This is a genomic window from Cellvibrio sp. KY-YJ-3 (genome assembly GCF_008806955.1).
Lineage (GTDB): Bacteria > Pseudomonadota > Gammaproteobacteria > Pseudomonadales > Cellvibrionaceae > Cellvibrio.
This window is the reverse complement of record NZ_CP031727.1, coordinates 613,064-634,826: the sequence shown is the minus strand read 5'-3', so window position 1 is coordinate 634,826 and position 21,763 is coordinate 613,064. Positions and strand designations below refer to the sequence as shown.

General features: G+C 52.9%; 17 protein-coding genes. 10 read left to right on the top strand and 7 right to left on the bottom strand.

Annotation, left to right across the window (positions count from 1 at the left end):
* Positions 1–164: 164 nt before the first annotated feature.
* Positions 165–1,562: a PEP-CTERM-box response regulator transcription factor gene (prsR, locus tag D0B88_RS02780; RefSeq protein ID WP_007639510.1), complete on the bottom strand. Its 1,398-nt coding sequence runs from the start codon at positions 1,560–1,562 to the stop codon at positions 165–167.
* A 9-nt stretch (positions 1,563–1,571) separates the two neighbouring features.
* Entirely contained in the window at positions 1,572–3,698 is a 2,127-nt protein-coding gene (gene prsK / locus D0B88_RS02775) for an XrtA/PEP-CTERM system histidine kinase PrsK (protein WP_151054846.1), read from the bottom strand.
* Positions 3,699–3,871: 173 nt separating this feature from the next.
* Here prsK and D0B88_RS02770 point away from each other — a divergent pair, with 173 nt between their 5' ends.
* The gene (locus D0B88_RS02770; RefSeq protein WP_191966500.1) at positions 3,872–4,276 is read left to right on the top strand and encodes a cytochrome c5 family protein; all 405 of its coding nucleotides are present in this window, start codon (positions 3,872–3,874) and stop codon (positions 4,274–4,276) included.
* Positions 4,277–4,384: 108 nt separating this feature from the next.
* Here D0B88_RS02770 and D0B88_RS02765 read toward each other — a convergent pair whose 3' ends face one another.
* Complete coding sequence (locus D0B88_RS02765) at positions 4,385–7,693, bottom strand: TonB-dependent receptor (protein WP_225318508.1); 3,309 nt, start codon at positions 7,691–7,693, stop codon at positions 4,385–4,387.
* A gap of 340 nt (positions 7,694–8,033) precedes the next feature.
* Positions 8,034–10,055, bottom strand: a complete 2,022-nt coding sequence (gene rep, locus D0B88_RS02760) for a DNA helicase Rep (protein WP_151059201.1) — start codon at positions 10,053–10,055, stop codon at positions 8,034–8,036.
* 227 nt (positions 10,056–10,282) lie between these two features.
* On the opposite strand from rep, the gene D0B88_RS02755 reads away from it, so the two are divergent.
* Positions 10,283–11,998, top strand: a complete 1,716-nt coding sequence (locus D0B88_RS02755; RefSeq protein ID WP_151054842.1) for a bifunctional diguanylate cyclase/phosphodiesterase — start codon at positions 10,283–10,285, stop codon at positions 11,996–11,998.
* 27 nt (positions 11,999–12,025) lie between these two features.
* Here D0B88_RS02755 and D0B88_RS02750 read toward each other — a convergent pair whose 3' ends face one another.
* Together D0B88_RS02750 and D0B88_RS02745 are read right to left on the bottom strand one after the other, a co-directional pair.
* Entirely contained in the window at positions 12,026–13,534 is a 1,509-nt protein-coding gene (locus D0B88_RS02750; protein WP_007639547.1) for a YifB family Mg chelatase-like AAA ATPase, read from the bottom strand.
* Positions 13,535–13,642: 108 nt separating this feature from the next.
* Positions 13,643–13,867: an accessory factor UbiK family protein gene (locus D0B88_RS02745; protein ID WP_007639548.1), complete on the bottom strand. Its 225-nt coding sequence runs from the start codon at positions 13,865–13,867 to the stop codon at positions 13,643–13,645.
* Positions 13,868–14,326: 459 nt separating this feature from the next.
* On the opposite strand from D0B88_RS02745, the gene D0B88_RS02740 reads away from it, so the two are divergent.
* From D0B88_RS02740 to D0B88_RS02730, 3 genes are all read left to right on the top strand, one after another.
* Positions 14,327–14,665: a P-II family nitrogen regulator gene (locus tag D0B88_RS02740; protein WP_007639550.1), complete on the top strand. Its 339-nt coding sequence runs from the start codon at positions 14,327–14,329 to the stop codon at positions 14,663–14,665.
* A 32-nt stretch (positions 14,666–14,697) separates the two neighbouring features.
* Positions 14,698–15,966: an ammonium transporter gene (locus D0B88_RS02735; RefSeq protein WP_007639552.1), complete on the top strand. Its 1,269-nt coding sequence runs from the start codon at positions 14,698–14,700 to the stop codon at positions 15,964–15,966.
* 179 nt (positions 15,967–16,145) lie between these two features.
* On the top strand, positions 16,146–16,484 hold the full coding sequence (locus D0B88_RS02730) for a P-II family nitrogen regulator (RefSeq protein WP_007639554.1): 339 nt from the start codon (positions 16,146–16,148) through the stop codon (positions 16,482–16,484).
* 86 nt (positions 16,485–16,570) lie between these two features.
* Here the strand turns inward: D0B88_RS02730 and D0B88_RS02725 are convergent, their stop codons facing one another.
* Positions 16,571–16,894, bottom strand: coding sequence for a hypothetical protein (locus tag D0B88_RS02725; RefSeq protein WP_151054840.1), 324 nt, complete (start codon positions 16,892–16,894; stop codon positions 16,571–16,573).
* Positions 16,895–17,229: 335 nt separating this feature from the next.
* On the opposite strand from D0B88_RS02725, the gene D0B88_RS02720 reads away from it, so the two are divergent.
* The 5 genes from D0B88_RS02720 (at position 17,230) to D0B88_RS02700 (ending at position 21,756) form a co-directional block, all read left to right on the top strand.
* Complete coding sequence (locus tag D0B88_RS02720) at positions 17,230–17,538, top strand: hypothetical protein (protein WP_007639556.1); 309 nt, start codon at positions 17,230–17,232, stop codon at positions 17,536–17,538.
* 429 nt (positions 17,539–17,967) lie between these two features.
* Positions 17,968–19,068, top strand: coding sequence for a spermidine/putrescine ABC transporter ATP-binding protein PotA (gene potA / locus D0B88_RS02715; protein ID WP_151054838.1), 1,101 nt, complete (start codon positions 17,968–17,970; stop codon positions 19,066–19,068).
* Positions 19,058–19,930, top strand: coding sequence for a spermidine/putrescine ABC transporter permease PotB (gene potB / locus D0B88_RS02710; RefSeq protein WP_007639558.1), 873 nt, complete (start codon positions 19,058–19,060; stop codon positions 19,928–19,930). Before potA ends, potB begins: the two co-directional genes overlap by 11 nt.
* On the top strand, positions 19,914–20,681 hold the full coding sequence (potC, locus tag D0B88_RS02705) for a spermidine/putrescine ABC transporter permease PotC (protein ID WP_040391120.1): 768 nt from the start codon (positions 19,914–19,916) through the stop codon (positions 20,679–20,681). Before potB ends, potC begins: the two co-directional genes overlap by 17 nt.
* A 1-nt stretch (position 20,682) precedes the next feature.
* Positions 20,683–21,756, top strand: a complete 1,074-nt coding sequence (locus tag D0B88_RS02700; protein WP_151054836.1) for an extracellular solute-binding protein — start codon at positions 20,683–20,685, stop codon at positions 21,754–21,756.
* The last annotated feature ends 7 nt before the right edge of the window (positions 21,757–21,763 follow it).

Below are 21,763 nucleotides of genomic sequence, written 5' to 3'. Positions count from 1 at the left end.
GCTTTACGGCGAGGTGTCACATTTAGCAGGATCACGGGGGTGCCATGACCTTGATGGGGAGTTTTTTTTCATAAAGCGAAATGGTCGATCCATATTGAGATAATTGGTTCTGTGTATAACGGTAATTTATATATCTTTTGATTATATCGGTGCTGGGGGCAACCCTATTCGCTGCTCGGGTCTGTGTCATCAAGGTGTACTGCTGCCACCACATTCATGTCGTATTTCTTAATCAGGTCGTAGAAAGTAGGGCGGGTGATTCCCAGCAATTTGGCGGCGGCAGAGATGTTGTTATCGGTCATGCTCAGGGCGCGCAGAATCGCGCCGCGCTCGGCTTCCTGGCGGACATGGCGCAAGTTGAGTGAGAGTTCTCCTGCCTCAGCCAAACCTAAATCTTCGCGCGTCACATATTTGCCATCCGCCATGATCACAGCGCGTTTTATTTTATTTTCCATTTCGCGGATATTGCCCGGCCAGTTGTAATTTTCGATGGCGGCAATAGCATCGGGAGTGAAGCCAGTGACGTTCTGGCCGTGCTCCTTCGCGAACTTGAGTTTGAAGTGGCGCGCGAGTAGTACTTTGTCCCCCAAGCGGTTACGTAAGGGGGGGATATTTACGGTCATTTCACAGATGCGATAGAACAAATCCTCGCGGAAGCTGCCCGCTTTAACCATGGCTTCGAGATCTTTGTTGGTAGCGCAGATCACACGCACATCCACCGGGATCTCACTGCGCCCGCCAACCCGCTCGATCACGCGCTCCTGTAAAAAACGCAGCAGTTTAGCTTGCAGGTTGAGTGGCATATCACCGATTTCATCCAGAAACAGGGTGCCCTCATTAGCGGTTTCCACTTTGCCTAACGTAGTTTTATTCGCGCCGGTGAAAGCGCCTTTTTCATAGCCAAAGAGTTCGCTTTCGATCAGGTTTTCCGGCACTGCCGCGCAGTTAATAGCTACAAATCGCTTGGTCTTGCGCGGGCTGAGTTGGTGAATAGCGCGCGCCAAAACTTCTTTGCCTGTGCCACTTTCACCCAGCAGGGTGCAAGTAACGGTGGTGGGCGATATTTTTTCCAGTTGGCGACAAATCTTGAGTAGTTGGGGGTCGTTAGTGATTAGCCCTTCCAATGGTTCCTGTTGCGACAGATTCAGACGGCGGTTGTAGTCCTCCAACTCAAAAATGTGGAAGGCGCGCTGCACAATCAAATCCAGGGTGTTGGGGTCGACCGGCTTTTGGTAGAAGTCGTAGGCGCCCATGGCAACGGCGCGCAGGGCGTTATCGCGGTCGGTTTTCCCCGTCATTACGATAATTTTAGTGTTGGGGGAGATGCGGAGTATGTCCTGAATGCACTTGAAGCCTTCATCGACACCGTCTTCGTCCGGGGGCAAGCCGAGATCCTGAATCACTACCGACGCTTCATGCAGACGCATGGCGGCAATAGCGTCCTGGCGGTTGTCGGCAACCACGGTTTCGTACTGATCAAAGTGCCAGCGCAATTGGCTTTGCAAGCCCGCGTCGTCTTCTACGATTAGCAGAATAGGTTTGGATGCAGTTGTTTTACTCATGCGGCCCCGTTAATCCTTGTTCAGTGGGAGTGTGATGGTGATGGTGGTGCCTTCGCCTGGCTCACTGGCGACGTTGAGGGTGCCGCTCAGTTCGCTGATGTATTCCCGCGACAGGTAAACCCCGATTCCCATACCTTTACCGGATTTAGTGGTTTCAAAGGGTTTGAATAAGCGGTTGTGGATAAAATCCCAATCCATGCCTGAGCCGTTGTCTTCGATAATAACTGTGGCCCAGTCGTTATTGACGCGCAGTGTAACATGAACCCGGCCATCGTCTGGCGTGGCCTCGAGCGCGTTTTTGATGAAGTTGGTGATAGTCATCACTAACCGCACCTGATCAGCATTGAGGGTGCGGGTGGTGGGTTCAATATCGGCAGTGAGTTTGGCGCGCTGGCATTCACTAACTGCCTGGTTTACGACTTCCAGAATCGATAGCCGTTTGACCAGATCCGACTCGTCGCGGCGCAGTTTTTTGAGCAGGTTGTTCATGCGGTCGACAGAGTTGCTGATGGTTTTGATGGCATCTTCAAAAAACGCCGGATTGCCTTTGTGTTTTTCGGCGTTGCGCACCACAAGTGCCTGCTGGGCGATAAGGTTGTTCAGGTCGTGAATAATAAAGGCTACGAGTTTGTTGTAGGTATCAAACTGGCGCCCTTCCACCAACTGCTCCGCCTGCTGATGTCGTTTCAGGTAGCTGCCGATTTGACGCCCCATGGTTTTGAGCAGATCCAGATCTTCCCAGGTCAGGGTTTGATCGCCCGCCGGTTTGGTAAGTGCCATAAAGCCCACCAGCTCTTCGCCCACAATTAGCGGGAATAGTAGCCAGAGATCGGGAATATTGTGTGCCCAGTGCGGCAGTAACTCATTGTGTTGGCTGAGGGCTTTGTTGTCGCCACTGTCGGGGATAAACACCCATTCGGAGTCGATAAATGCGCGGCAAAACGGGCTGTCGACCGGTTCTTCTTGCAGCGTCACGTAATTGGGCAGGTTGGTGCGATAGACGGGCTCGTAAAAGCCCTGTTTCTGCAGCCAGATAGCGCCACCGGGTGCTTTGGTCGTGGAGGCGACGGCATAAAAGGCGCGCTGGTTGACTTCACTGGCTTCGGCGGGTTGGGCGAGATAGTTAATCAAACGCAACCATTCGTTGCGATAGTCGTATTTATAGCGGAACAGGTGTTTATTGATCAGCACCGACAGTTTCATGCGAATGCGGCTGGAAATAAACACCGTGGCAATCAGTAGTACGGCGCCCACTAATAACAAGCTGTAGAAAACCGTTCCCCAGTTGCCGCCGTATAAACGGACATAGTAACCGCCGAGCGACAACACGGTGATCAAAATGCCCACACCCACTAATGAGGTGGTATAGAAGGCAATCGGACGCGATAAATTAAAGTTGGCAGGGCGGTCAGTGCGCTGGAGCAGCAAAATTCCGCCCAGTGCCATAAATAAGCAGGTGGCGATGGAAACCGCTGCGCGCGACTGCCAGAGCATGGGATCGAGCCCCTTGAAAATCAGCGCATGGGTAAACAGGTAAATATCGTAGAGGAAAATGGCGGCGAGGTTCATGCACAACAGTTTGATCTGGCGATCATTTTCGGCCGCAAAGCGGTAGAGCTGCTCAACGCTTACCAGCGCAATCACCGCCAGCCCCAAGGCAAACCAGATGGATAATCCGGCTTGGTTCATATTGGGCATAAACAACATCGCGATCGCTAGCGCGGTAATCGGCCAGCCGCCGCTGAACAGCAGCTGCAGACTGGCGGGTAGTTGGCGGCGATGGCTGTTGTGTCGCAGGCTGAGCCAGATACAGAACACCCAGGCATTAAAGTGCAGGTATTCAAAAATAATCAGCAGGTAGAGCGGGATCTCGTAACCGGAAAAGGAAAGGGCAATCACGCCCAAATGGATGGTGTGCAGCGCTGCCGCCCAGAGGAAAACCCAGGTTTTCTGCCCGCGCAGCAACTGGAAGAGATAGGTCCCGGTGAGTAGGGAGGCTACCACCGCCGCACTAAAGTAGGCGACAAAGGTGACGCTGTTATATTCCATTGTGGGCGAAATCCCGAAGTAGGTAATAAGTAGTAGGTATAAATCCTGGCGATAAGCATAACAGCTGCGATTGGTAGATAAAATCATTGCCCTGGGCATCCGGGTACCGGGGCGAATACTGGCATCGCCTGTGTGGGTATTTGCCGCTATAATGCGCGCCGACGCTTAACCAGCCCCATGCGCGGGGGCAGATTTTACTTGGGCCTTGCTGAAGCAACTTCAGCGGCCTTTATACCAACGAGGAAAACGCCGTGATCCAGATGAAAAAATTGTTCGGAATTCTGTTTGTTGCAGGTTTGGTGGCGGCGTCTGCTGTTGCCAACAGTGAAGATGACATCAAGGCGCGTATTGCTCCGGTGGGTACCAGCTGTATGTCAGGCGATGATTGCGCCGCAGCACCAGCGCCGGCAGCCGCTGCTGGCCCCAAGTCAGGTAAAGACGTATACGGCAGCTTCTGCACTACCTGCCATGGTGCCGGGGTAATGGGCGCGCCTAAATTGGGTGATGCTGCCGATTGGACTGCGCGGGCGGGCAAGGGTTTGGAAACCCTCTACACCCATGCGATTGGTGGTTTTAATGCTATGCCTGCCAAGGGTATGTGTGCCGCCTGTTCTGATGATGAAATCAAAGGCGCCGTGGATTACATGGTTGAAAACAGCAAGTAAGCTGTCGCCTAGCTAGAACGAAAAACCCCCGCCATGGTTGCCATGGCGGGGGTTTTGTTTTTTAACACCCTGTTTGGGTTGCCCCGTCAGGGGCAACCGGATTGCGGGTTAGAAGTTGGCTTTGAGAATCAACGCCGCACGACGGTCATTTACAAACCATGAGCGACCCGCTTCCGCGCCCTGGCCATCGAGAATCATGATGGTTTTGGTCTGGGTATTGGCGATGTTGGTCAACTGCAAGCCAACGGTCACATTGTCGTTGATGTTGTAAAACGCCGAGCCATCAAGGAAACCTGAATCGTCGTTCCACAGTGGATACTTACTGATCACATCGCGGGTGGTCAGCAGGTACTTGGAGCGCCAGTTGTAGGCTAACCGCAGCGACCAGTCATTTTTGTCGTACATGGCGACAATGTTGAAGGTGTCTTTGGATTGGCCTTGCAGCGGCACCTTATCGAAGTCGACGCGCGCACCGGTATCGTTGGCCGTGCCAGCAAAACCATCGGCGCTACCATCGCCACCATTGGGTACACCGCTGGCATCGATATAGGTGTAGTTCATCTGCAAACCTAAACCGTCCCAAGGGGCGGGCAGCATGTCGTAAAACTGTTGATAAGCAATTTCAAAGCCCTGCATGGTGCCATCGCCACCATTGCGCGTACCTTCTACTTCCACGGTCTGGGTTACACCAGATACCGGGTTGGTGAAGTCCCGCGCGAAGGTGCCATAGACAAAGAAGTTGGTCAGATCCTTATAGAACAGGGTAGTGGTGAGCGAGCCAACATTGGCGAAATACCACTCAAGCGATGCGTCAAACTGGGTAGATTCCATTGGCTTGAGGCCAGGATTGCCTGAGCTTCCGCGCCAGCCTGCCACTTCTGCACCTAAAATTCCGCCACCGGCAGATGGGTTGTTAGGATCCTGCTCCGGTTGCTCGATGTTCAAGCCGATCTGGCTCAGGTTCGCCTGACTTTTTACCGCTTCCATATCCGGCAGGGCGATGGCTTTGGCGACCGCAAAGCGGGAGATCAAATCATCGGTCAACTCCACTTTCAGGTTGAAGCTGGGCAGGGTAGTGGAATAGTCGGCGATGGCGTTTTGTACGCTAAAGGCGTTGTTGGCAAAACCGCGCTCGTCATTGCTCAGGAAGTTGTTCGGATCGCTTGCCCAGCGCGATGAATCCATTGCCATCAGCGCAGTGCGTGCAGCGGCCAAGTCGGCGTACCCACCTTGGTCATAAAGTGCCTGGCTGGCTTGGGTTGCCCAGGCCTCTACTGAGGCGGCAGTCAACGGTAGGCTCATATCTGCAGGTGCGGCGAAATCCGGTACCAAATCCGGGTATTGCACCGAGCCTTGGGCATCGCGCTCCAGGCGTACATAACGCAGACCGAGGTTACCGCTGAAACGCATTGCGTAATCGTCGGAACCAAAATCCACTTTCACATAGGCTGCTTCGTTGGTTTCTTTGGTGACAAAGATTTCCGACGGAGTGAAGTAGTCGGTGGTGCCAGCGCGCTTATTGGCGGGCACAAATGAACCGGCATCAGCCAGCAGCTCGCGCCCTTTGATGACATCCTTCACCAGAGATGGCGATGCGTGCAGCATGCCGTTGCCGGGAATAGTCACTACGCCACCGCGGTGGAAGTCGCTCCAATCTACCAGGGTGTATTCCTGACCTGATACTTTTTCCAGGTCGGCCCAGTAGATATCTGATTGCCAGCGCGGACCCAGTCCGCCCCAGTTGTAGACGCTGTAGCGCACGGTTTGCTCGCGTTCGGCCACGCGCAGACCACCGCTCAGTGCGGTGATGAAGCTGTCATCGAGGGTGTGTTTGATATCGATACGGCTCGCCAGCGAGTCACCTTCGGAGCGCTCGTAGTGGTCCATCGCCGATTGCCAGAGGTAGGAGGTTGGGTCCTGGAAGTAGTTGCTGTCGCCCGCTGGATCATCCGAGAAGCCTGGGAAGCCGCTGGCATAAATGTCCGGGTTGTTGGTGCGGTAGCCGTTCCAGGGTTCGATCAGGGTCAGCGACGGGGTGCTGCCACGGGTGTCGTAATCCTGCATGGCGTGGGTCGCCATCATCACAGTGACGTCATCATCTTCAGTAGTGGCGTCGATATATTGCAAGTCGAGGCTGTATTCCCAGTTGTCGTTGGGAGTGAATTTCAGATTGAACGCATAATCGTCCACCAGTGTACGTGTGCTTTTAAAGCGGGTATCGGTGGAGAAGAAGTGACCCCACTGCGGGATATTGACCGGGTCATCGCCCCAGGCGCGCGGGATGCGATTGGTGTTGCCGTCAGCGGCGCGCCAGCCATCGGAATCCACCAGAGTGCCACCGAGGAAAATACCGTCATTGTCGAATTCGAACTCGGTTCCTTCAAGCGGGCGAGTGCGGCGGATATCTTGTTTGGCGCCTTCATCGTAGTAGCCACCTTGGTATTTGATAGCGTATTCGGTCCAGTTCAGTTGAGCGTCTGAACGCATAAATTGAAAAGTACTAAGCAGTGTGTCGTCGTTGTTGCCCCATTGAATGGCAGTGGCGAAACCCTGACGATCGCGCTCGTCAGTTTTCATTAAGGCGTTGGAGCCGTTAGGCATCCACACGGTGCCTTTGCCGTCTTCACCCACAAAGCGCTCGGCGCCGGGCAATACCGCTGCATCGTATTTCACATAGGCATCGCTCTGGATACCGTTGGACATGCCGGTGAGTGATGAATCGGCAACATTGAATAACACACCAAATTCGCCCGCCGCCGTTTCCCAGCGGTCGCTGTAGAGGGCGGAAACGGTGGGTGTCCATTCTTCTGCCATGTCGCCATAGGAGTAGTCGGCAGAGACGGCGATTTGCCGGGAATTGGAATCAAACGGCTTGCGGGTGCGTAGGCTGACGGTGCCGCCAATGCCGCCTTCGATCATGTCAGCAGTCTGGTTTTTGTAGATATCCACTCCACCCATCAATTCGGGTGGTACATCCTGAAAACTCAACCCGCGACCGGAATTGGCGGTGAAGGAATCGCGGCCGTTGAATTCCGAGCGGGTGGCGTTCATACCGCGAATGACCGCCGCTGAACCTTCCACACTGAAATGGTCCGGGTCGTTGGCTGAGGCAAAGCGCTCAATGGACACACCGGGGATGCGCTGCATGGCTTCGAGCACACTGCGGTCGGGTAAGGAGCCTATGTCGTCGGCGGAGATGGAATCCACCACGGTGTTGGCGTTGCGTTTGATATCTTGCGCGTTTTGCAAATTGGCGCGCACACCGGTGACAACTACTTCTTCCAGGCTGCCGTTGTCGCCTGTCTGTGCCAGAACAGGGGCAGTCAGCGCCATGATGCACAGGGCTAACAGGGAGCGATGAAAGACTGGAGCTGCGTTGAAAGCGTAATGACCTTGTTTAGGGTTGTGGGGGAGCATAGCTAACCTCTCGTTTTCATTATTAGGTGCTTCTGAATTAAGTACTGCGATGGATGCCGCTCAATGGAACGAGGACATGGGCGCCATGCTCGGCTTATCTGGCGATGCCGTCGCACCAGTTTGATCAGGCAGCGCAAACTGGTGACTATTTTGAAAATCCAAGGCGGGTATAGCGGGGTGAGCTATTGCGGCGGGTGTAAATTGGGGGCTGTTGTCCGGGCGAGGCTGGGGTTGTGAGGCTAAACCTGTCGGAGCGATGACTAATAAAATGCGACTGTTGCAGATGCCAGTTTGCGCAGAGGTGGCAAACTGGTGCGGTGAAAAGTGCTGGTGGGGCAGGCTAATCGAATAGATTGAGCAGGTTCGCCAGGGTCTCCTCGCCTTTGGCCAGATTCTTCTCCGGGCTCTGTTCGCCAAAACCTTCCCACTCCACATCCTCTACTGGCAGCTCATCCAGAAACCGGCTGGGGGTGGTTTCGCTCATCTCGCCAAACTGTTTGCGTTTGCCGGCGAGGGTCATGGTCAGGGTGCGCTGGGCGCGGGTGATGCCCACATAGGTCAGGCGGCGTTCTTCTTCAATGTTATTGTCTTCAATGCTATTGCGATGGGGCAGCAATTCCTCTTCCATACCCACCATAAATACATGGGGGAACTCCAGCCCTTTGGAGGCGTGCAAGGTCATGAGCTGTACCTGATCGCTCAGGTCTTCCTCTTCCTGTCGTTCCATCATGTCGCGTAATACCAGTTTGGCGACGGCATCTTCAATACGTGACTCCTCGCCGTCGTCGTCATCGCTGCTATTTTTGTCGATGGTTTTTTGCAGCGATTCAACCAGATAAAACACGTTCTCCATGCGCTTCTCGGCGGCTTTGCTACTTGCCGAGTTTTGGTGCAGCCAGCCTTCGTAATCAATATCGTTAAGCATCTCGCGGATAGCATCCACTGGCCTGTCGCCGCCGCAATTGCGGGTCACTTGTTTGATCCAGTGCGCAAATCGCTGTAATCGCTCCAGATTTTTCTCGGGAATGCGACTTTGTAGGCCAAGCTCATCGAGCGCGGCAAATAAACTGATGTTGCGTTCGCCGGCGTAACCACCCAGCGCCTCCAGGGTGCTGGTGCCGATCTGGCGGCGCGGGGTGTTGATAATGCGCAAAAAGGCGTTGTCGTCATCAGGGTTAACAATCAGGCGCAAATAGGCCATTACGTCCTTGATTTCGGTTTTGGCAAAAAACGAGGAGCCGCCGCTGATTTTGTAGGGAATCTGATGCTGTTGTAGTTTCATCTCCAGCAGGCGCGCCTGATGGTTGCCGCGATAGAGCACCGCAAAATCGCGGTACTTGTACTGGTTGCGCATGCGCTGGGTAAGGATTTCGGTGGCGACGCGCTCGGACTCGGCGTCCTCGTTTTTACAGCGCAGCACGCGGATCGGATCGCCCAAGCCCATTTCACTCCACAGCGCCTTGTCAAATTCATGGGGGTTGTTGGCGATTAAATGGTTGGCCACCCGCAGGATGCGGCTGGTGGAGCGATAGTTCTGTTCCAGTTTGATCACCCGCAGGCTGGGGTAGTCCTGCTTTAACAGTGACATGTTTTCCGGGCGCGCACCGCGCCAGGCGTAGATGGACTGGTCGTCGTCGCCCACCACCGTGAGCGCGCCGCGATTGCCCACAATCAACTGCACTAAGAGGTATTGGCTGGAGTTGGTATCTTGATATTCATCCACCAACAGGTAGCGGATTTTACGCTGCCAGCGCGCGAGCACCTCGGCATTGGTCTGGAACAATTCCACCGGGATAAGGATCAAATCATCAAAGTCCACGGCGTTATAGGCGCGCAGGGCTTGGTTGTAGCGCTGGTAAATCAGCGCGATGGCCTGCTCGCCGGGGCTCTGCGCCATGCTCAAGGCGAGCGCGGGAATGACAAGGTCGTTTTTCCAATTGGAGATCTGGTGCTGTACCAAGTCCAGATGGTCGCTGTCCAAATCGCCATCTTTCATCATTAAATCTTTGAGCAGGGAGCGCGCATCTTCGGAGTCGAAGATGGAAAAACCGGGTTTAAACCCGAGGCTTTTGTGTTCGCGGCGAATGATATTCAGGCCGAGGTTGTGGAAGGTCGATACGGTCAAACCGCGCGAGGCGCTGCCTTTGACCAATTTGCTGGCGCGCTCTTTCATCTCGCGCGCGGCCTTGTTGGTAAACGTCAGGGCGGCGATATGACGTGCGGGTATATCGCACTGTTCAATCAAATAGGCGATTTTGCGGGTAATTACGCTGGTTTTGCCACTGCCCGCCCCCGCCAGAACCAGACAGGGGCCATCGATGTAGAGCACGGCTTCTTTTTGGCGCGGGTTGAGTTGGGTCACGGGTAATGCCTGGGTCAAATGGGGGTGCATTCTAGCAAGCTACCCCCCGGTTGTAATGCAGATTGCACGGGTTTGAAGTATGGCTAATCGCTATAACTGCATTAGTGATTTAGCGTGATTTGAGTGTTTTTTTGTTATAGGCAAGCCGTTTAGTTTGCCTGGGTGCGCTGTTACCATTGAGCCAATTGGTTCAAGCGTGAAGCAAGTTGTGTGAGGGATGGAGTTCCATGAGCAACAAAGTAAAAATTCTATTTGTCGACCGTGAACAGGGTGAATACCTGCTCATCGCCGAAATTTTATCCCATATCCGGCAAGTCAATTACGAGCTGGTGTGGTGTAATCAACTGGACGCCGCACTGCCTAAAATTCTGTCGCAAGAGTTCGATGTGGTGTTGCTGGACTACTACTGGGGTGCGGAAAGTGCGCGCGATTTGCTCAACGCCGCACGGCTCCAAGCCTGCCAAACCCCGATAGTGGTCATGACCGATGAAATGGAAACCGAGGTGGATCGCGAGGCGATTCGCGCCGGTGCCGCCGACTATTTAATCAAAGGCCAAATCGATCACCTGCTGCTGGAGCGCGCGCTGCGCTATGCCATCGAGCGCAAACAAACCGAGCAGCATCTCACCCGTCTCGCCCACTACGACTCCCTGACCGATATTCCCAACCGTATTTTGTTTCGCGATCGTCTGGAGCACGCAGTGCATTTGGCCGAGCGCGACCACACCAGTTTTACCCTGATGTTTATCGACCTCAACGGTTTCAAACAAGTCAATGACAACTTTGGCCACGACGCGGGCGATGCCATCATCCGCATCTGCGCCGAGCGGTTGAATTCCTGCTTGCGCCGCAGCGATTCGGTGGCGCGCATGGGCGGCGATGAGTTTACCCTGCTGCTGCAAAATATCGCCAACAGCACCGATGTAGCCCATATCGCGCAAAAAGTGATTGATTCCATTCAACAGCCGGCCGATATCAACGGTCACGAAGTGGTGGTGGGCTGCAGTATTGGCATCGCCATTTACCCCGAAGCAGGGCGCGATGCGGATGCGCTGCTCAAACACGCTGATATGGCAATGTACAAAGCCAAGCAAGTGTCGGGCAGCAACTACCGCTTCTTTACGGAAATGATGAATCAGGATGTGCGCCGCCAGCTGCGTCAAGAGGCGGATCTGCGTGCGGCCTTGCGCTACCAACAATTTGTCCTGCACTACAGCCCGCGTATCGATATGGCAACCGGCAAAGTTGTTGCCATCGAAGCCCAATTGCGCTGGGATAAACCGGGCGTAGGGCTACTCAACCCCAGCGAGTTTATCGCCACCGCCGAAGAGACGGGTGTGATTACTGCGATTGGCTATTGGGTGTTGCGCCAGGCCTGTCACGACATCAAATTACTGCAGGGTTTTTGGGATGAGCAGTTGATGATGTCAATCCATTTGTCGATGCGCCAATTCAAAGACGAGAATCTGGTGCACGAAGTCGCGCGGATTTTTGCGGATAACGATATCCAACCGGGCGATATCGAATTTGAAATTACCGAGACAGTGTTTGCCGACAATATCGATTTGGTATCGCTGTGCATGCGCCCGCTGTCGTTTTTTGGCATCAACTTCCTGCTCGATAATTTTGGTGCGGGCAATTCATCACTGCTGCATTTACAGCGTTTACCAATCAGCACCGTCAAAATTGATCTGGGGTTTTTGCAGGAGCTAAACCGCAGCCATACCGATAAACGGCTGGTGTCGGCGATGATAAGTCTGGCGCACAACCTGGGTAAATTGGTAGTAGCAGAAGGGGTGGAAACCAAAGAGCAGAAAGATTGGCTGAAAGAGATGGGCTGCAATTTGATGCAGGGGCGTTACATCGCTGAGTCCAAATCCTACGCTGAAATGCTGGCATGGCTGCAGGAAACCAGCGTGCCCCATCAATCTAAATTGAACTGACAGGGCGCCCGGTTATAGGTGAGTTGGCTATTGGCTGAGTTGTCGATCCAACGTGCGATAGCTCAGCGCTTCACTGATATCCACCGTAGTTAAGTGTTCGCGCGCGGCCATGTCCGCCAGGGTGCGCGCCAGTTTTAATACCCGGTGGTAAGCCCGCGTCGACAAGCCCAGCTTTTCAATTGCCTGCTCCAGCAAGTTCTTATCCGCTTGCGTCAACTCGCAGTAAGTTTCCAGTTCCGGTGCACTCAGTTGGTGGTTGGCTTTGCCCTGACGCGCCAACTGCAGATTGCGCGCCGCCTCTACCCGCTGGCGAATCGCCTCACTGCCATCGCCCAGGGTTTTGGTTTGCAATTCCCCCTGCCGCAGGGCGCGCACCGGCACATGCATGTCGATACGATCCAATAATGGCCCCGAGATCTTATCGCGATAGCGTTTTACCTGATCCGGGGTGCAGCGGCAGCGATTGGCATCGCTGCCGTGGTAGCCACAGGGGCAGGGGTTCATCGCCGCGACCAGCTGGAAGCGCGCGGGAAAACAGGCCTGACTGCGTGCGCGGGAGATGCGCACCTCGCCGCTTTCCAGCGGTTCGCGCAGCACTTCCAACACTTGGCGCGAAAATTCGGGCAGCTCATCCAAAAATAATACCCCGGCATGGGCGAGGGAAATCTCGCCCGGTTTGGGATTGGAGCCACCACCTACCAGCGCAATAGCGGAGGCGGTATGGTGCGGTGCGCGAAAGGGGCGCTGCTGCCATTGATAGTCTTTGCTCTGGGAGGCAACTGAATAAATTGCGGCGACATCGAGCATCTCGCGTTCATTCAAGCGCGGCAGAATTCCCGGCAAGCGGCTGGCGAGCATGGTTTTACCCGTGCCCGGCGGGCCGTAAAACAACAGGTTATGACCACCGCTGGCGGCTATCTCCAATGCCCGCTTGGCTTGCGATTGTCCTTTAACATCCAGAATATCCAGTGCATGCAGCAGCTTGTCCTGTTGGTCGCGGATTGCTTCGGCGCGCGGTAAAAGTTCACGCCCATGCAGGTGGGCGCAAACCTGCAACAGGTTTTCTGCACCAAAAACGCGCGTAATACTGCTGAAGGCGGCTTCGTTGGCATTGGTTCCACTGATAATCAGGTTTCGTTGCGCATCACCTGCTGCCAACGCTGCGGGTAATGCGGCGCTTATCGGCCGCAATTCACCGGACAGCGCCAGCTCTCCCAAAAATTCGCTTTGTTCCAGGGCTTCCAGTGGAATTTGTCCGGAGGCGGCCAGTATTCCCAGGGCTATAGGTAAATCGTAGCGACCACCTTCTTTGGGCAGGTCGGCAGGGGCAAGGTTGACGGTAATCCGCTGGGCGGGGAATTCGAGGTGGCTATTGATGATCGCGCTGCGCACCCGGTCTTTACTTTCTTTCACGGCTGTTTCGGGCAGGCCAACTATGGATAAGCCCGGTAAACCATTGGAAATATGGACTTCCACCGTAACCTGAGGGGCATGAATGCCTAATTTGGCGCGTGAATGAACTATGGCGAGAGACATAAACAATCCTTGTGATGAATGAGGGGGAATCCTCCGGGCGCTGGTTACGCTCGATGTTCGACTATAAAACAAGCCCGGCGCTGTGCACAATTGGCACAGGCCACAGTTTTACTTTTCCAATTGCGCCAATTGCTGCTCCAGCGCTTCCAATTTCTGCCGTGTGCGCAGGAGCACAGCCGCTTGTGCATCAAATTCCTCGCGCGTGACCAAATCCAAGCGCGCCAACGCCGCCTGCAAAGCGATATGCAGTTCGCGTTGGGGCAGGCTCGCTGTGTTGTTAGGCAGTTGTTGTTGCAGTTCTTCAAACAGGCGTTGCGCCAGATCTTTGAGCATATCCTCTCCTGCTGGGCGGTTCTGCCGCCATTAAACCCCGATTTTCGGGGCGCCAGTGTACCTTTTTTGAGGGCGATCACGCAGTGCCGTGCATGGAATGCTGTCGCCCAATTCCCCTATTGTTTCTGTTTTTCTATTTATGTCACTTATTGGTGCTTGTTATTTGCGCAACTGTTCCAAGTTGGTGCGGGTGTTTTGAGGGAATGTGATTTTTTATGCAATCTGGATCAATACATTAGCTTATCTATTTGTTTTATATAGAAATTATGAAATTGGCCTGCTCTATGCAAAAAACCTTCCCGAGCAGTTGATGCGGGTAGAGATCGCCAATCTGGCCAAGCGGGTTTTGGCAAAGAGTAAGCGCTGCTTTGGCGCATGCAGCGGCAAATCTTTACTTGGGCAGTATTTCCGGTGTTGCCCGCACCCTCCGGTGCGGGGATTTTTTCAGGAGTGCAGTAAATGAAATTGGTAACAGCAATCATCAAGCCGTTCAAGCTGGATGTAGTGCGTGAAGCCCTGTCCGATATCGGCGTGCATGGCATGACCGTGACTGAAGTGAAAGGCTTCGGTCGCCAGAAAGGCCATTCCGAACTCTATCGTGGCGCGGAATACGTAGTCGACTTTTTGCCCAAAACCAAAGTGGAAATTGCCGTTTCAGACGCCGAGACTGATGCAGTGGTTGAAGCGATCAGCAAAGCGGCTAACAGTTCCAAAATTGGCGACGGCAAAATCTTTGTATCCAGTTTGGAGCAGGTGGTGCGTATTCGCACCGGCGAAACCGGCGACCAAGCGTTGTAATTCACTTTAATAAACGAAACGGGGAACAACCAATGGAAGAGAATATTTTTCATCTTCAATACGCGATGGACACCTTTTACTTTTTAGTATGCGGTGCTCTCGTGATGTGGATGGCGGCTGGTTTTGCCATGTTGGAAGCGGGTTTGGTGCGCGCTAAAAACACCACTGAAATTTTGACCAAAAATATCACGCTCTATGCTACGTCGTGCATCATGTATTTGGTGTGTGGTTACGCGATTATGTACGGCGGTAGTATTTTCCTTACCGGTATTGGTGATGTGGACGCCGCTGAAACCCTGAAAAGTTTCGCCGAGCGCGAAGATGGTTTCACTGGTGGCTCTATCTACTCTGGTGCATCTGACTTCTTCTTCCAGGTGGTGTTTGTAGCTACCGCTATGTCAATCGTGTCTGGTGCGGTTGCCGAGCGTATGAAGCTGTGGGCATTCCTGTTGTTCGCCATCGTAATGACTGGCTTCATCTACCCAATGGAAGGTTCATGGACCTGGGGTGCTGAAGGTATGTTTGGTTTGAATCTCGATGATCAATTCGGGTTCAAAGACTTTGCTGGTTCAGGTATTGTCCATTTGGCCGGTGCTTCTGCTGCTTTGGCTGGCGTGTTGTTGCTGGGTGCACGTAAAGGCAAATATGGCCCTAACGGCGAAATCCATGCCATCACCGGTGCAAACTTGCCACTGGCAACTCTGGGTACATTCATCCTGTGGATGGGCTGGTTCGGTTTCAACGGCGGTTCTGTACTGAAGCTTGGCGACATCGGCAATGCCAACACTGTTGCTATGGTGTTCCTCAATACTAACGCTGCCGCTGCCGGTGGTTTGATCGGTGCACTGTGTGTTGCGCGTCTGCTGTTCGGCAAAGCTGACTTGACCATGATTCTCAACGGCGCGCTGGCTGGCTTGGTTGCCATCACTGCCAGCCCGGATACTCCAAGTGCGTTGGTTGCCACCATTATCGGTGCAGTGGCTGGTGCTCTGGTGGTGTTCTCCATTCTTGGTTTGGACAAGCTGCGTATCGATGACCCGGTTGGTGCTATCTCTGTTCACGGTACCGCAGGTTTGTTCGGTCTGTTGGTAGTTCCATTCACTGCCGAAGGTACTACTTTCTTCGGTCAGCTGGTTGGTGCAGCAGTCATTTTTGCCTGGGTATTCGGTGCTAGCCTGGTAGTTTGGTACATCATCAAACTGATCATGGGTATCCGTGTATCTGAAGAAGATGAGTTTGAGGGCGTGGACATTGCCGAGTGCGGCATGGAAGCTTACCCAGAGTTTACTCGCAGCAAATAATGCCTAATAACGGCGATCAGCGTCAGCGCTGGTCGCCGTTGCAATTTGATCTGCTATAAAGTTGTTGTTGATCGGTAAAGCTTGGGTGTATCTTTAGCCTCAAGCCGCTGGGCAGGAGCCAGTCTTACTCCCGCTGTTCCGGCATCAGCATTCGCAAAACTCCAGCAAAGGATTTAATAATGAAATTGATTACAGCTGTCGTAAAACCTTTCAAGCTCGACGACGTGCGTACTGCACTGTCCGACGTGGGTGTGCAGGGTATGACGGTCACCGAAGTAAAGGGCTTTGGCCGTCAAAAAGGTCACACTGAACTTTATCGCGGTGCTGAATATGTGGTGGACTTCCTGCCAAAAGTGAAAATTGAATTGGCCGTAGACGATTCCATGGTTGAGCAAGCGGTAGAAGCCATTACCAAAGCAGCACAAACCGGAAAAATCGGCGACGGTAAAATTTTCATCGCACCATTGGATGAGATTATTCGTATCCGCACCGGTGAAACCGGCTCAGATGCTGTGTAATGTTTTGCTGCACTCGCAGTGAATAAAAAAACGCCACCCAGTGTGGCGTTTTTTTATGGCGTGTGATCCATGATCCCAGCCATTTTTTATGCCTGGTTTTTTTTCAAGCTAGCGCGTAGCTGTTGAATATAACGGCGTTGCTGGATGAAAAAATACACGGGCAAGGCCACCAACATCAGCACCCAGGCGCTAGTTTGTGAGGATATGCCCAGCGCCGGGCGCAACACCAACACAAACAAAAAACACAGGCTGGTCATCAGTGCGGCGCTGATTAAATTGGAGCGCCAGTTTTTCATTTTATTTTCCTGGCTGAAAACATCTTTATAGGCTTTGTCCAGCAGAGCGCGCTGTTCGGTTTCTGGCAAATTGGCCAGCTCCGGAAAGTGTTTGATCAAACGTTTTGGATTCATAGGGCTTTATTGCTCCGGGTAAAAAATTCTCAATTCTTGTGTGGTATCTATACCTGTACCGAGCGAAGCTGTGCAGAAGTTGCGCAGCTGTTTTGACCGGTTGTTATTATTTTTTTTGCCCGCTCCGGGCGGTGCTAGACTTGCTCAGGGTTAATAACTAAAATCCGCCGCGATTGCCGATGGTAAGACAAAAAAAGCCTAAAAATTCATCGCAAATCATCATGACGTTTAAATAAGTCTGCGCTATATATTAGCCGTGTTGCAGGTGAACGCGCGGGCTGGCCAAACGACTGCAGCAACAAAGAATTTAATTGTACAAGTTTTCAGGTGACATTATGACTGATGAAGACCCCATTACCGATGAAGAATTAGATGAAACCGGCGTAGACGGGGAAGATGACGCCGATGACGTAGAAGAGGCGCTGGAAAGCGATGAGGTCAGTTATGCAGCCAAAACCAAGGTAGTAGAAACCGAGGCTTTGGAGGATTTCAGCATAGCGTCACGACAAAAAGCGCGCGATGAACTGGAAGCGCAAATTGCGGCCTTTTTGGCGCGGGGGGGCAAGATCAATGAAGTCCCTGCCAATGTCACTGCCGACCCACCGAAAAAGCCGACACCGGATTACGGTGGCCGTCCCATTTAAGTCTTTGTGCGGCGCTTACGGAATAATCTAGTGCTGAACCTGTTACACCAATCGGCTCCTTTACGGAGCCGATTTGTTTTTAAGCCCTATTGCTTTTGTCGATCAGTTTTTAAGCGTGTGAATGCTGGATTTTTAGCGGGCCGATTGAGTAGAATGGCCTGTCTTTTGCGTAGGCTCCACACCCTTAAATCGTTGCAAGGTTTACTGTGATCCTGTGCCATTCGCACCATTCAAAGCGGCGCAAAAGAACGAACATTTTCGAGTAAACCTGGGGCGCTTGCCCGGCAACGAGGTATGTCCTGACGAGTTCAGTGCGTCTGCCTGTGTTTGTAAGTTGCGTGTCCCTGGTTGCTCCTGATTACCTGTATAGCCCCGTGCATTTGTGCATCGATACGGCTTTTGTGAAATAACTAGAGGAGCACTGTCTAGGTGAATGATCCGCGCCCCCTGCTGATTCTCAATAATCTGTCTAAAACCTATGGCAGTAATCGGGTTCTTGATAACTTCGATCTCACCATTTTTGACGGTGAGTTTTTTACGCTGCTCGGTCCTTCCGGTTGCGGTAAAACTACCGTGCTGCGCATGATTGCCGGTCTTGAGGATACGGATACCGGTGTGATTAAACTGGAGGGGCAGGACATTGGCGCTGTGCCCGCTGAAAAGCGCCCCATCAACACTGTATTTCAAAGCTACGCGTTATTCCCGCACATGACCGTATTCGACAATGTTGCTTTTGGTTTGCGCATGGGCGGTGTGGCGAAAGAAGAAATTAAACCCCGGGTGATGGAAGCGCTGGAAATGGTGCGCCTGGGTGAATTTGCCGAGCGCAAACCGGCGCAGCTCTCCGGTGGCCAGCAGCAGCGTGTGGCTATCGCACGTGCGGTAGTGAATCGCCCCAAATTACTGTTGCTCGACGAATCCCTTTCGGCGCTGGATTACAAACTGCGCCAACAAATGCAGATCGAACTGAAACGCCTGCAGCGTAAACTCGGCATCACCTTTGTCTATGTAACCCACGATCAGGAAGAAGCATTGTCCATGTCGGATCGCGTAGTGGTAATGAACAAGGGCAAGGTGCAGCAGTTAGGTACGCCGCGCGAGATTTATGAACAGCCTGCCAACTTGTTTGTGGCGAAATTTATCGGCGAAATCAATCAGCTCGATGGTGAAATTGTCGCGGTGGACGGCAATCATGAATACGAAGTAAAAGTGGAAGGACTGCAGTGGCGTTTGCACGCCGAGCACAACTTCAAAGCAGGTGATAAGGTCAACGTACTGTTGCGCCCGGAAGATGTGCGTGTGGAATACATCGACGACCCGCACCCCGACCAATACCTGGTGGGCACCGTAGTGGAGCGCAACTATAAAGGTAAAACACTCGATTCGTTAATTCGTTTGCCTTCCGGTATGGAAGTGATCGCCAGTGAATTCTTCGATGAAGACGACCCCTCATTCGACTACAGCTTAAACCAGAAGGTGGCCATTAAGTGGGTGCCGGGTTGGGAAGTGGTGTTGCCTTATGAAGTCTAGTGTCAGCCAATTTCGTTTTTGGGCAATTGGCCTCGCCAGTGTCTGGCTGACGCTGTTTGTCTTTTTCCCGAATTTACTGGTTATTTTCACCAGTTTCCTTACCCGCGACCCGCAGGCGACAGTCAGCCTGCCGGTGAATGTCGACAGCTATGTGCGCACTCTGGATCTGCTCTATTTAAAAGTGCTGTGGGATTCGCTGCGCATGTCACTGTTGGCGATGATCGCCTGCCTGCTGATTGGTTACCCCTTTGCGATGGCAATCGTGAGCCTCCCCAAACGCTGGCAACCCGTGATTTTATTTTTGGTGATACTGCCGTTTTGGACCAACTCGCTGGTACGCACCTATGCCATCCAATTTATTTTGGGCAATCAGGGCATTATCAATAAGTCGCTGCTGGGGTTGGGCTTGATTGATAAACCGATACAGCTGCTTTACACCCAATTTGCAGTGATTCTGGGTTTGGTTTACATCCTCTTGCCGTTTATGGTGCTGCCGCTTTATTCGGCGCTGGAAAAGCTTGATGTGCGCTTGCACCACGCCGCCAAAGATTTGGGCGCCGGCCCACTCAGCCGGTTTTGGCATATCACCGTGCCACTGACATCGCCGGGGATTGTGGCGGGTTGCCTGATGGTGCTCTTGCCCGCGATGGGCATGTTCTACATTTCTGATTTGCTCGGTGGCGCCAAGAACCTGCTGCTCGGCAATGTGATTAAAACCCAATTCCTGCACACTCGCGATTGGCCCTTTGGTTCGGCGTTCAGTGTCATCCTGATAGTGCTGCTCGGCTTCATGCTGTGGCTTTATTTCCGCGCCGCGCGTTTTGTGAATAAACAAGGAGGACTCAATGGCTCCGATTTTTAGATGGGGTTTTATGGGGTTGATCCTGACCCTGATTTACATCCCCATTTTGGTGCTGGTAGTGAACTCATTTAATGCATCCAAGTACGGCATCAAATGGGGCGGTTTCACTTTCAAATGGTACGAAAAATTCTGGAATAACGACGGTTTAATGACCGCCGCGCTCAATTCACTCACCGTTTCAATTGTGGCGGCGACGGTCGCAACTATTATTGGCACGCTTGCTGCTGTTGCTTTACATCGCTACCAGTTCAAAGGCAAGGCGCTACTCTCCTCCATGGTGTTTGTGAGCATGCTGACGCCGGAAATTGTGATGGCCATTTCGCTGCTGATTGTATTTATGGCGCTGGGTATCAAGTTGGGTTTTGTGTCGCTGGTGATAGGCCACATCACCTTCTGTTTGCCCTTTGTGATAGTCGCGGTTTACTCGCGTCTCAAAGGCTTTGATATGAAAATGCTGGAAGCAGCGCGCGATCTGGGCGCCAGCGAAAGCAGTATTTTCTGGAAAATCATCCTGCCTCTGGCGCTGCCAGCGGTCGCGGCGGGTTGGTTGTTAAGTTTTACCCTGTCATTGGATGACGTGATTGTCAGTGCTTTTGTGACTGGCCCGGGTTATGAAATCCTGCCACTCAAGGTTTACTCCATGGTGCGGGTGGGCGTGTCACCGGAAGTGAATGCGATATCGACCATTTTGCTGGTAGTGTCTCTGGTTCTGGTTATTGTTTCCCAACTTCTCTTACGTGAGGATAAATAAGATGAAAAAATGGTTGGCCTTGGCCGCAGCCCTCGTTATCACTGGATGTTCAGAAAAGTCCGACACCCCGGCAACCGCCGATACCGCCGTCGCCCCGGCTACTCCGCAAAAAGTGGTTATCTACAACTGGACTGAATACATTCCTGCGGAAGTATTGGAAGCCTTTACCAAAGAGACGGGCATTGAGGTTGAATACGCCACTTACGAAAGTAATGAGGCGATGTACGCCAAAATCAAATTGATGGAAGGCAAGGGTTATGACGTTGCGGTGCCGTCCACTTTCTACGTAGAAAAAATGCGCAAAGAGGGTTTGATCCAGCCGATCAAAAAAGAATTGCTGGCGAATTACGGCAACCTCGACGCCAACATGATGAACAAACCCTACGACCCGAATAACGATTTCAGTGTGCCCTACCTGTGGGGCGCCACTTCAATTGCGATCAATGGCAACGATGTGGATGCCAGCCAGATCACCAAGTGGGCGGATTTATGGAAGCCGGAATACGCCGGTAAATTGATGATCATGGACGATGTGCGCGATAATTTCTACGTCGGTCTGCGCGTGGCGGGTTTCCAAAACAACAGCACCAATGAAGAGGAAATCAAAGCCGCTTACGAGAAGTTAAAAGCCCTCTGGCCCAGCATCAAAGTCATCAACTCTGACTCGCCCAAAACCCCGTTGATCCAGGGCAATGTGAGCATTGGTGCTATCTGGAACGGCGAAGCCTACATGGCACAACAAGAGATGGAAAACCTGCAGTACATCTATCCGGAAGAAGGTGCGGTGCTGTGGGTAGACAGTTTTGTGATTCCCAAGGGTGCGGCTAATGTGGAAAACGCGCATAAGTTTATCGACTTTATGCTGCGTGCCGAAAGCGCCAAAGCGGCAATTGAAGAACTGGGTTATGCCGCACCCAACACGGCGGGTATCGCCCTGCTGGATGAGGCCCTGCGCACCAACAAAACCGTATTCCCCGCCGCTGAAGACATTGCCAAAGGCAGTTTCCATCAGGATCTGGGTGATACCGTTCTGGTTTACGAAAAATACTGGGAGCTGTTGAAAGCGGGCCAATAAGCCGCGC

Bases quoted from the DNA above. Each gene is read 5' to 3' on its own strand.
- prsR (WP_007639510.1), bottom strand. From the start codon at position 1,562: ATGAGTAAAACAACTGCATCCAAACCTATTCTGCTAATCGTAGAAGAC.
- prsK (WP_151054846.1), bottom strand. From the start codon at position 3,698: ATGATTTTATCTACCAATCGCAGCTGTTATGCTTATCGCCAGGATTTA.
- D0B88_RS02770 (WP_191966500.1), top strand. From the start codon at position 3,872: ATGAAAAAATTGTTCGGAATTCTGTTTGTTGCAGGTTTGGTGGCGGCG.
- D0B88_RS02765 (WP_225318508.1), bottom strand. From the start codon at position 7,693: ATGCTCCCCCACAACCCTAAACAAGGTCATTACGCTTTCAACGCAGCT.
- D0B88_RS02755 (WP_151054842.1), top strand. From the start codon at position 10,283: ATGAGCAACAAAGTAAAAATTCTATTTGTCGACCGTGAACAGGGTGAA.
- D0B88_RS02750 (WP_007639547.1), bottom strand. From the start codon at position 13,534: ATGTCTCTCGCCATAGTTCATTCACGCGCCAAATTAGGCATTCATGCC.
- D0B88_RS02745 (WP_007639548.1), bottom strand. From the start codon at position 13,867: ATGCTCAAAGATCTGGCGCAACGCCTGTTTGAAGAACTGCAACAACAA.
- D0B88_RS02740 (WP_007639550.1), top strand. From the start codon at position 14,327: ATGAAATTGGTAACAGCAATCATCAAGCCGTTCAAGCTGGATGTAGTG.
- D0B88_RS02735 (WP_007639552.1), top strand. From the start codon at position 14,698: ATGGAAGAGAATATTTTTCATCTTCAATACGCGATGGACACCTTTTAC.
- D0B88_RS02730 (WP_007639554.1), top strand. From the start codon at position 16,146: ATGAAATTGATTACAGCTGTCGTAAAACCTTTCAAGCTCGACGACGTG.
- D0B88_RS02725 (WP_151054840.1), bottom strand. From the start codon at position 16,894: ATGAATCCAAAACGTTTGATCAAACACTTTCCGGAGCTGGCCAATTTG.
- D0B88_RS02720 (WP_007639556.1), top strand. From the start codon at position 17,230: ATGACTGATGAAGACCCCATTACCGATGAAGAATTAGATGAAACCGGC.
- potB (WP_007639558.1), top strand. From the start codon at position 19,058: ATGAAGTCTAGTGTCAGCCAATTTCGTTTTTGGGCAATTGGCCTCGCC.
- potC (WP_040391120.1), top strand. From the start codon at position 19,914: ATGGCTCCGATTTTTAGATGGGGTTTTATGGGGTTGATCCTGACCCTG.
- D0B88_RS02700 (WP_151054836.1), top strand. From the start codon at position 20,683: ATGAAAAAATGGTTGGCCTTGGCCGCAGCCCTCGTTATCACTGGATGT.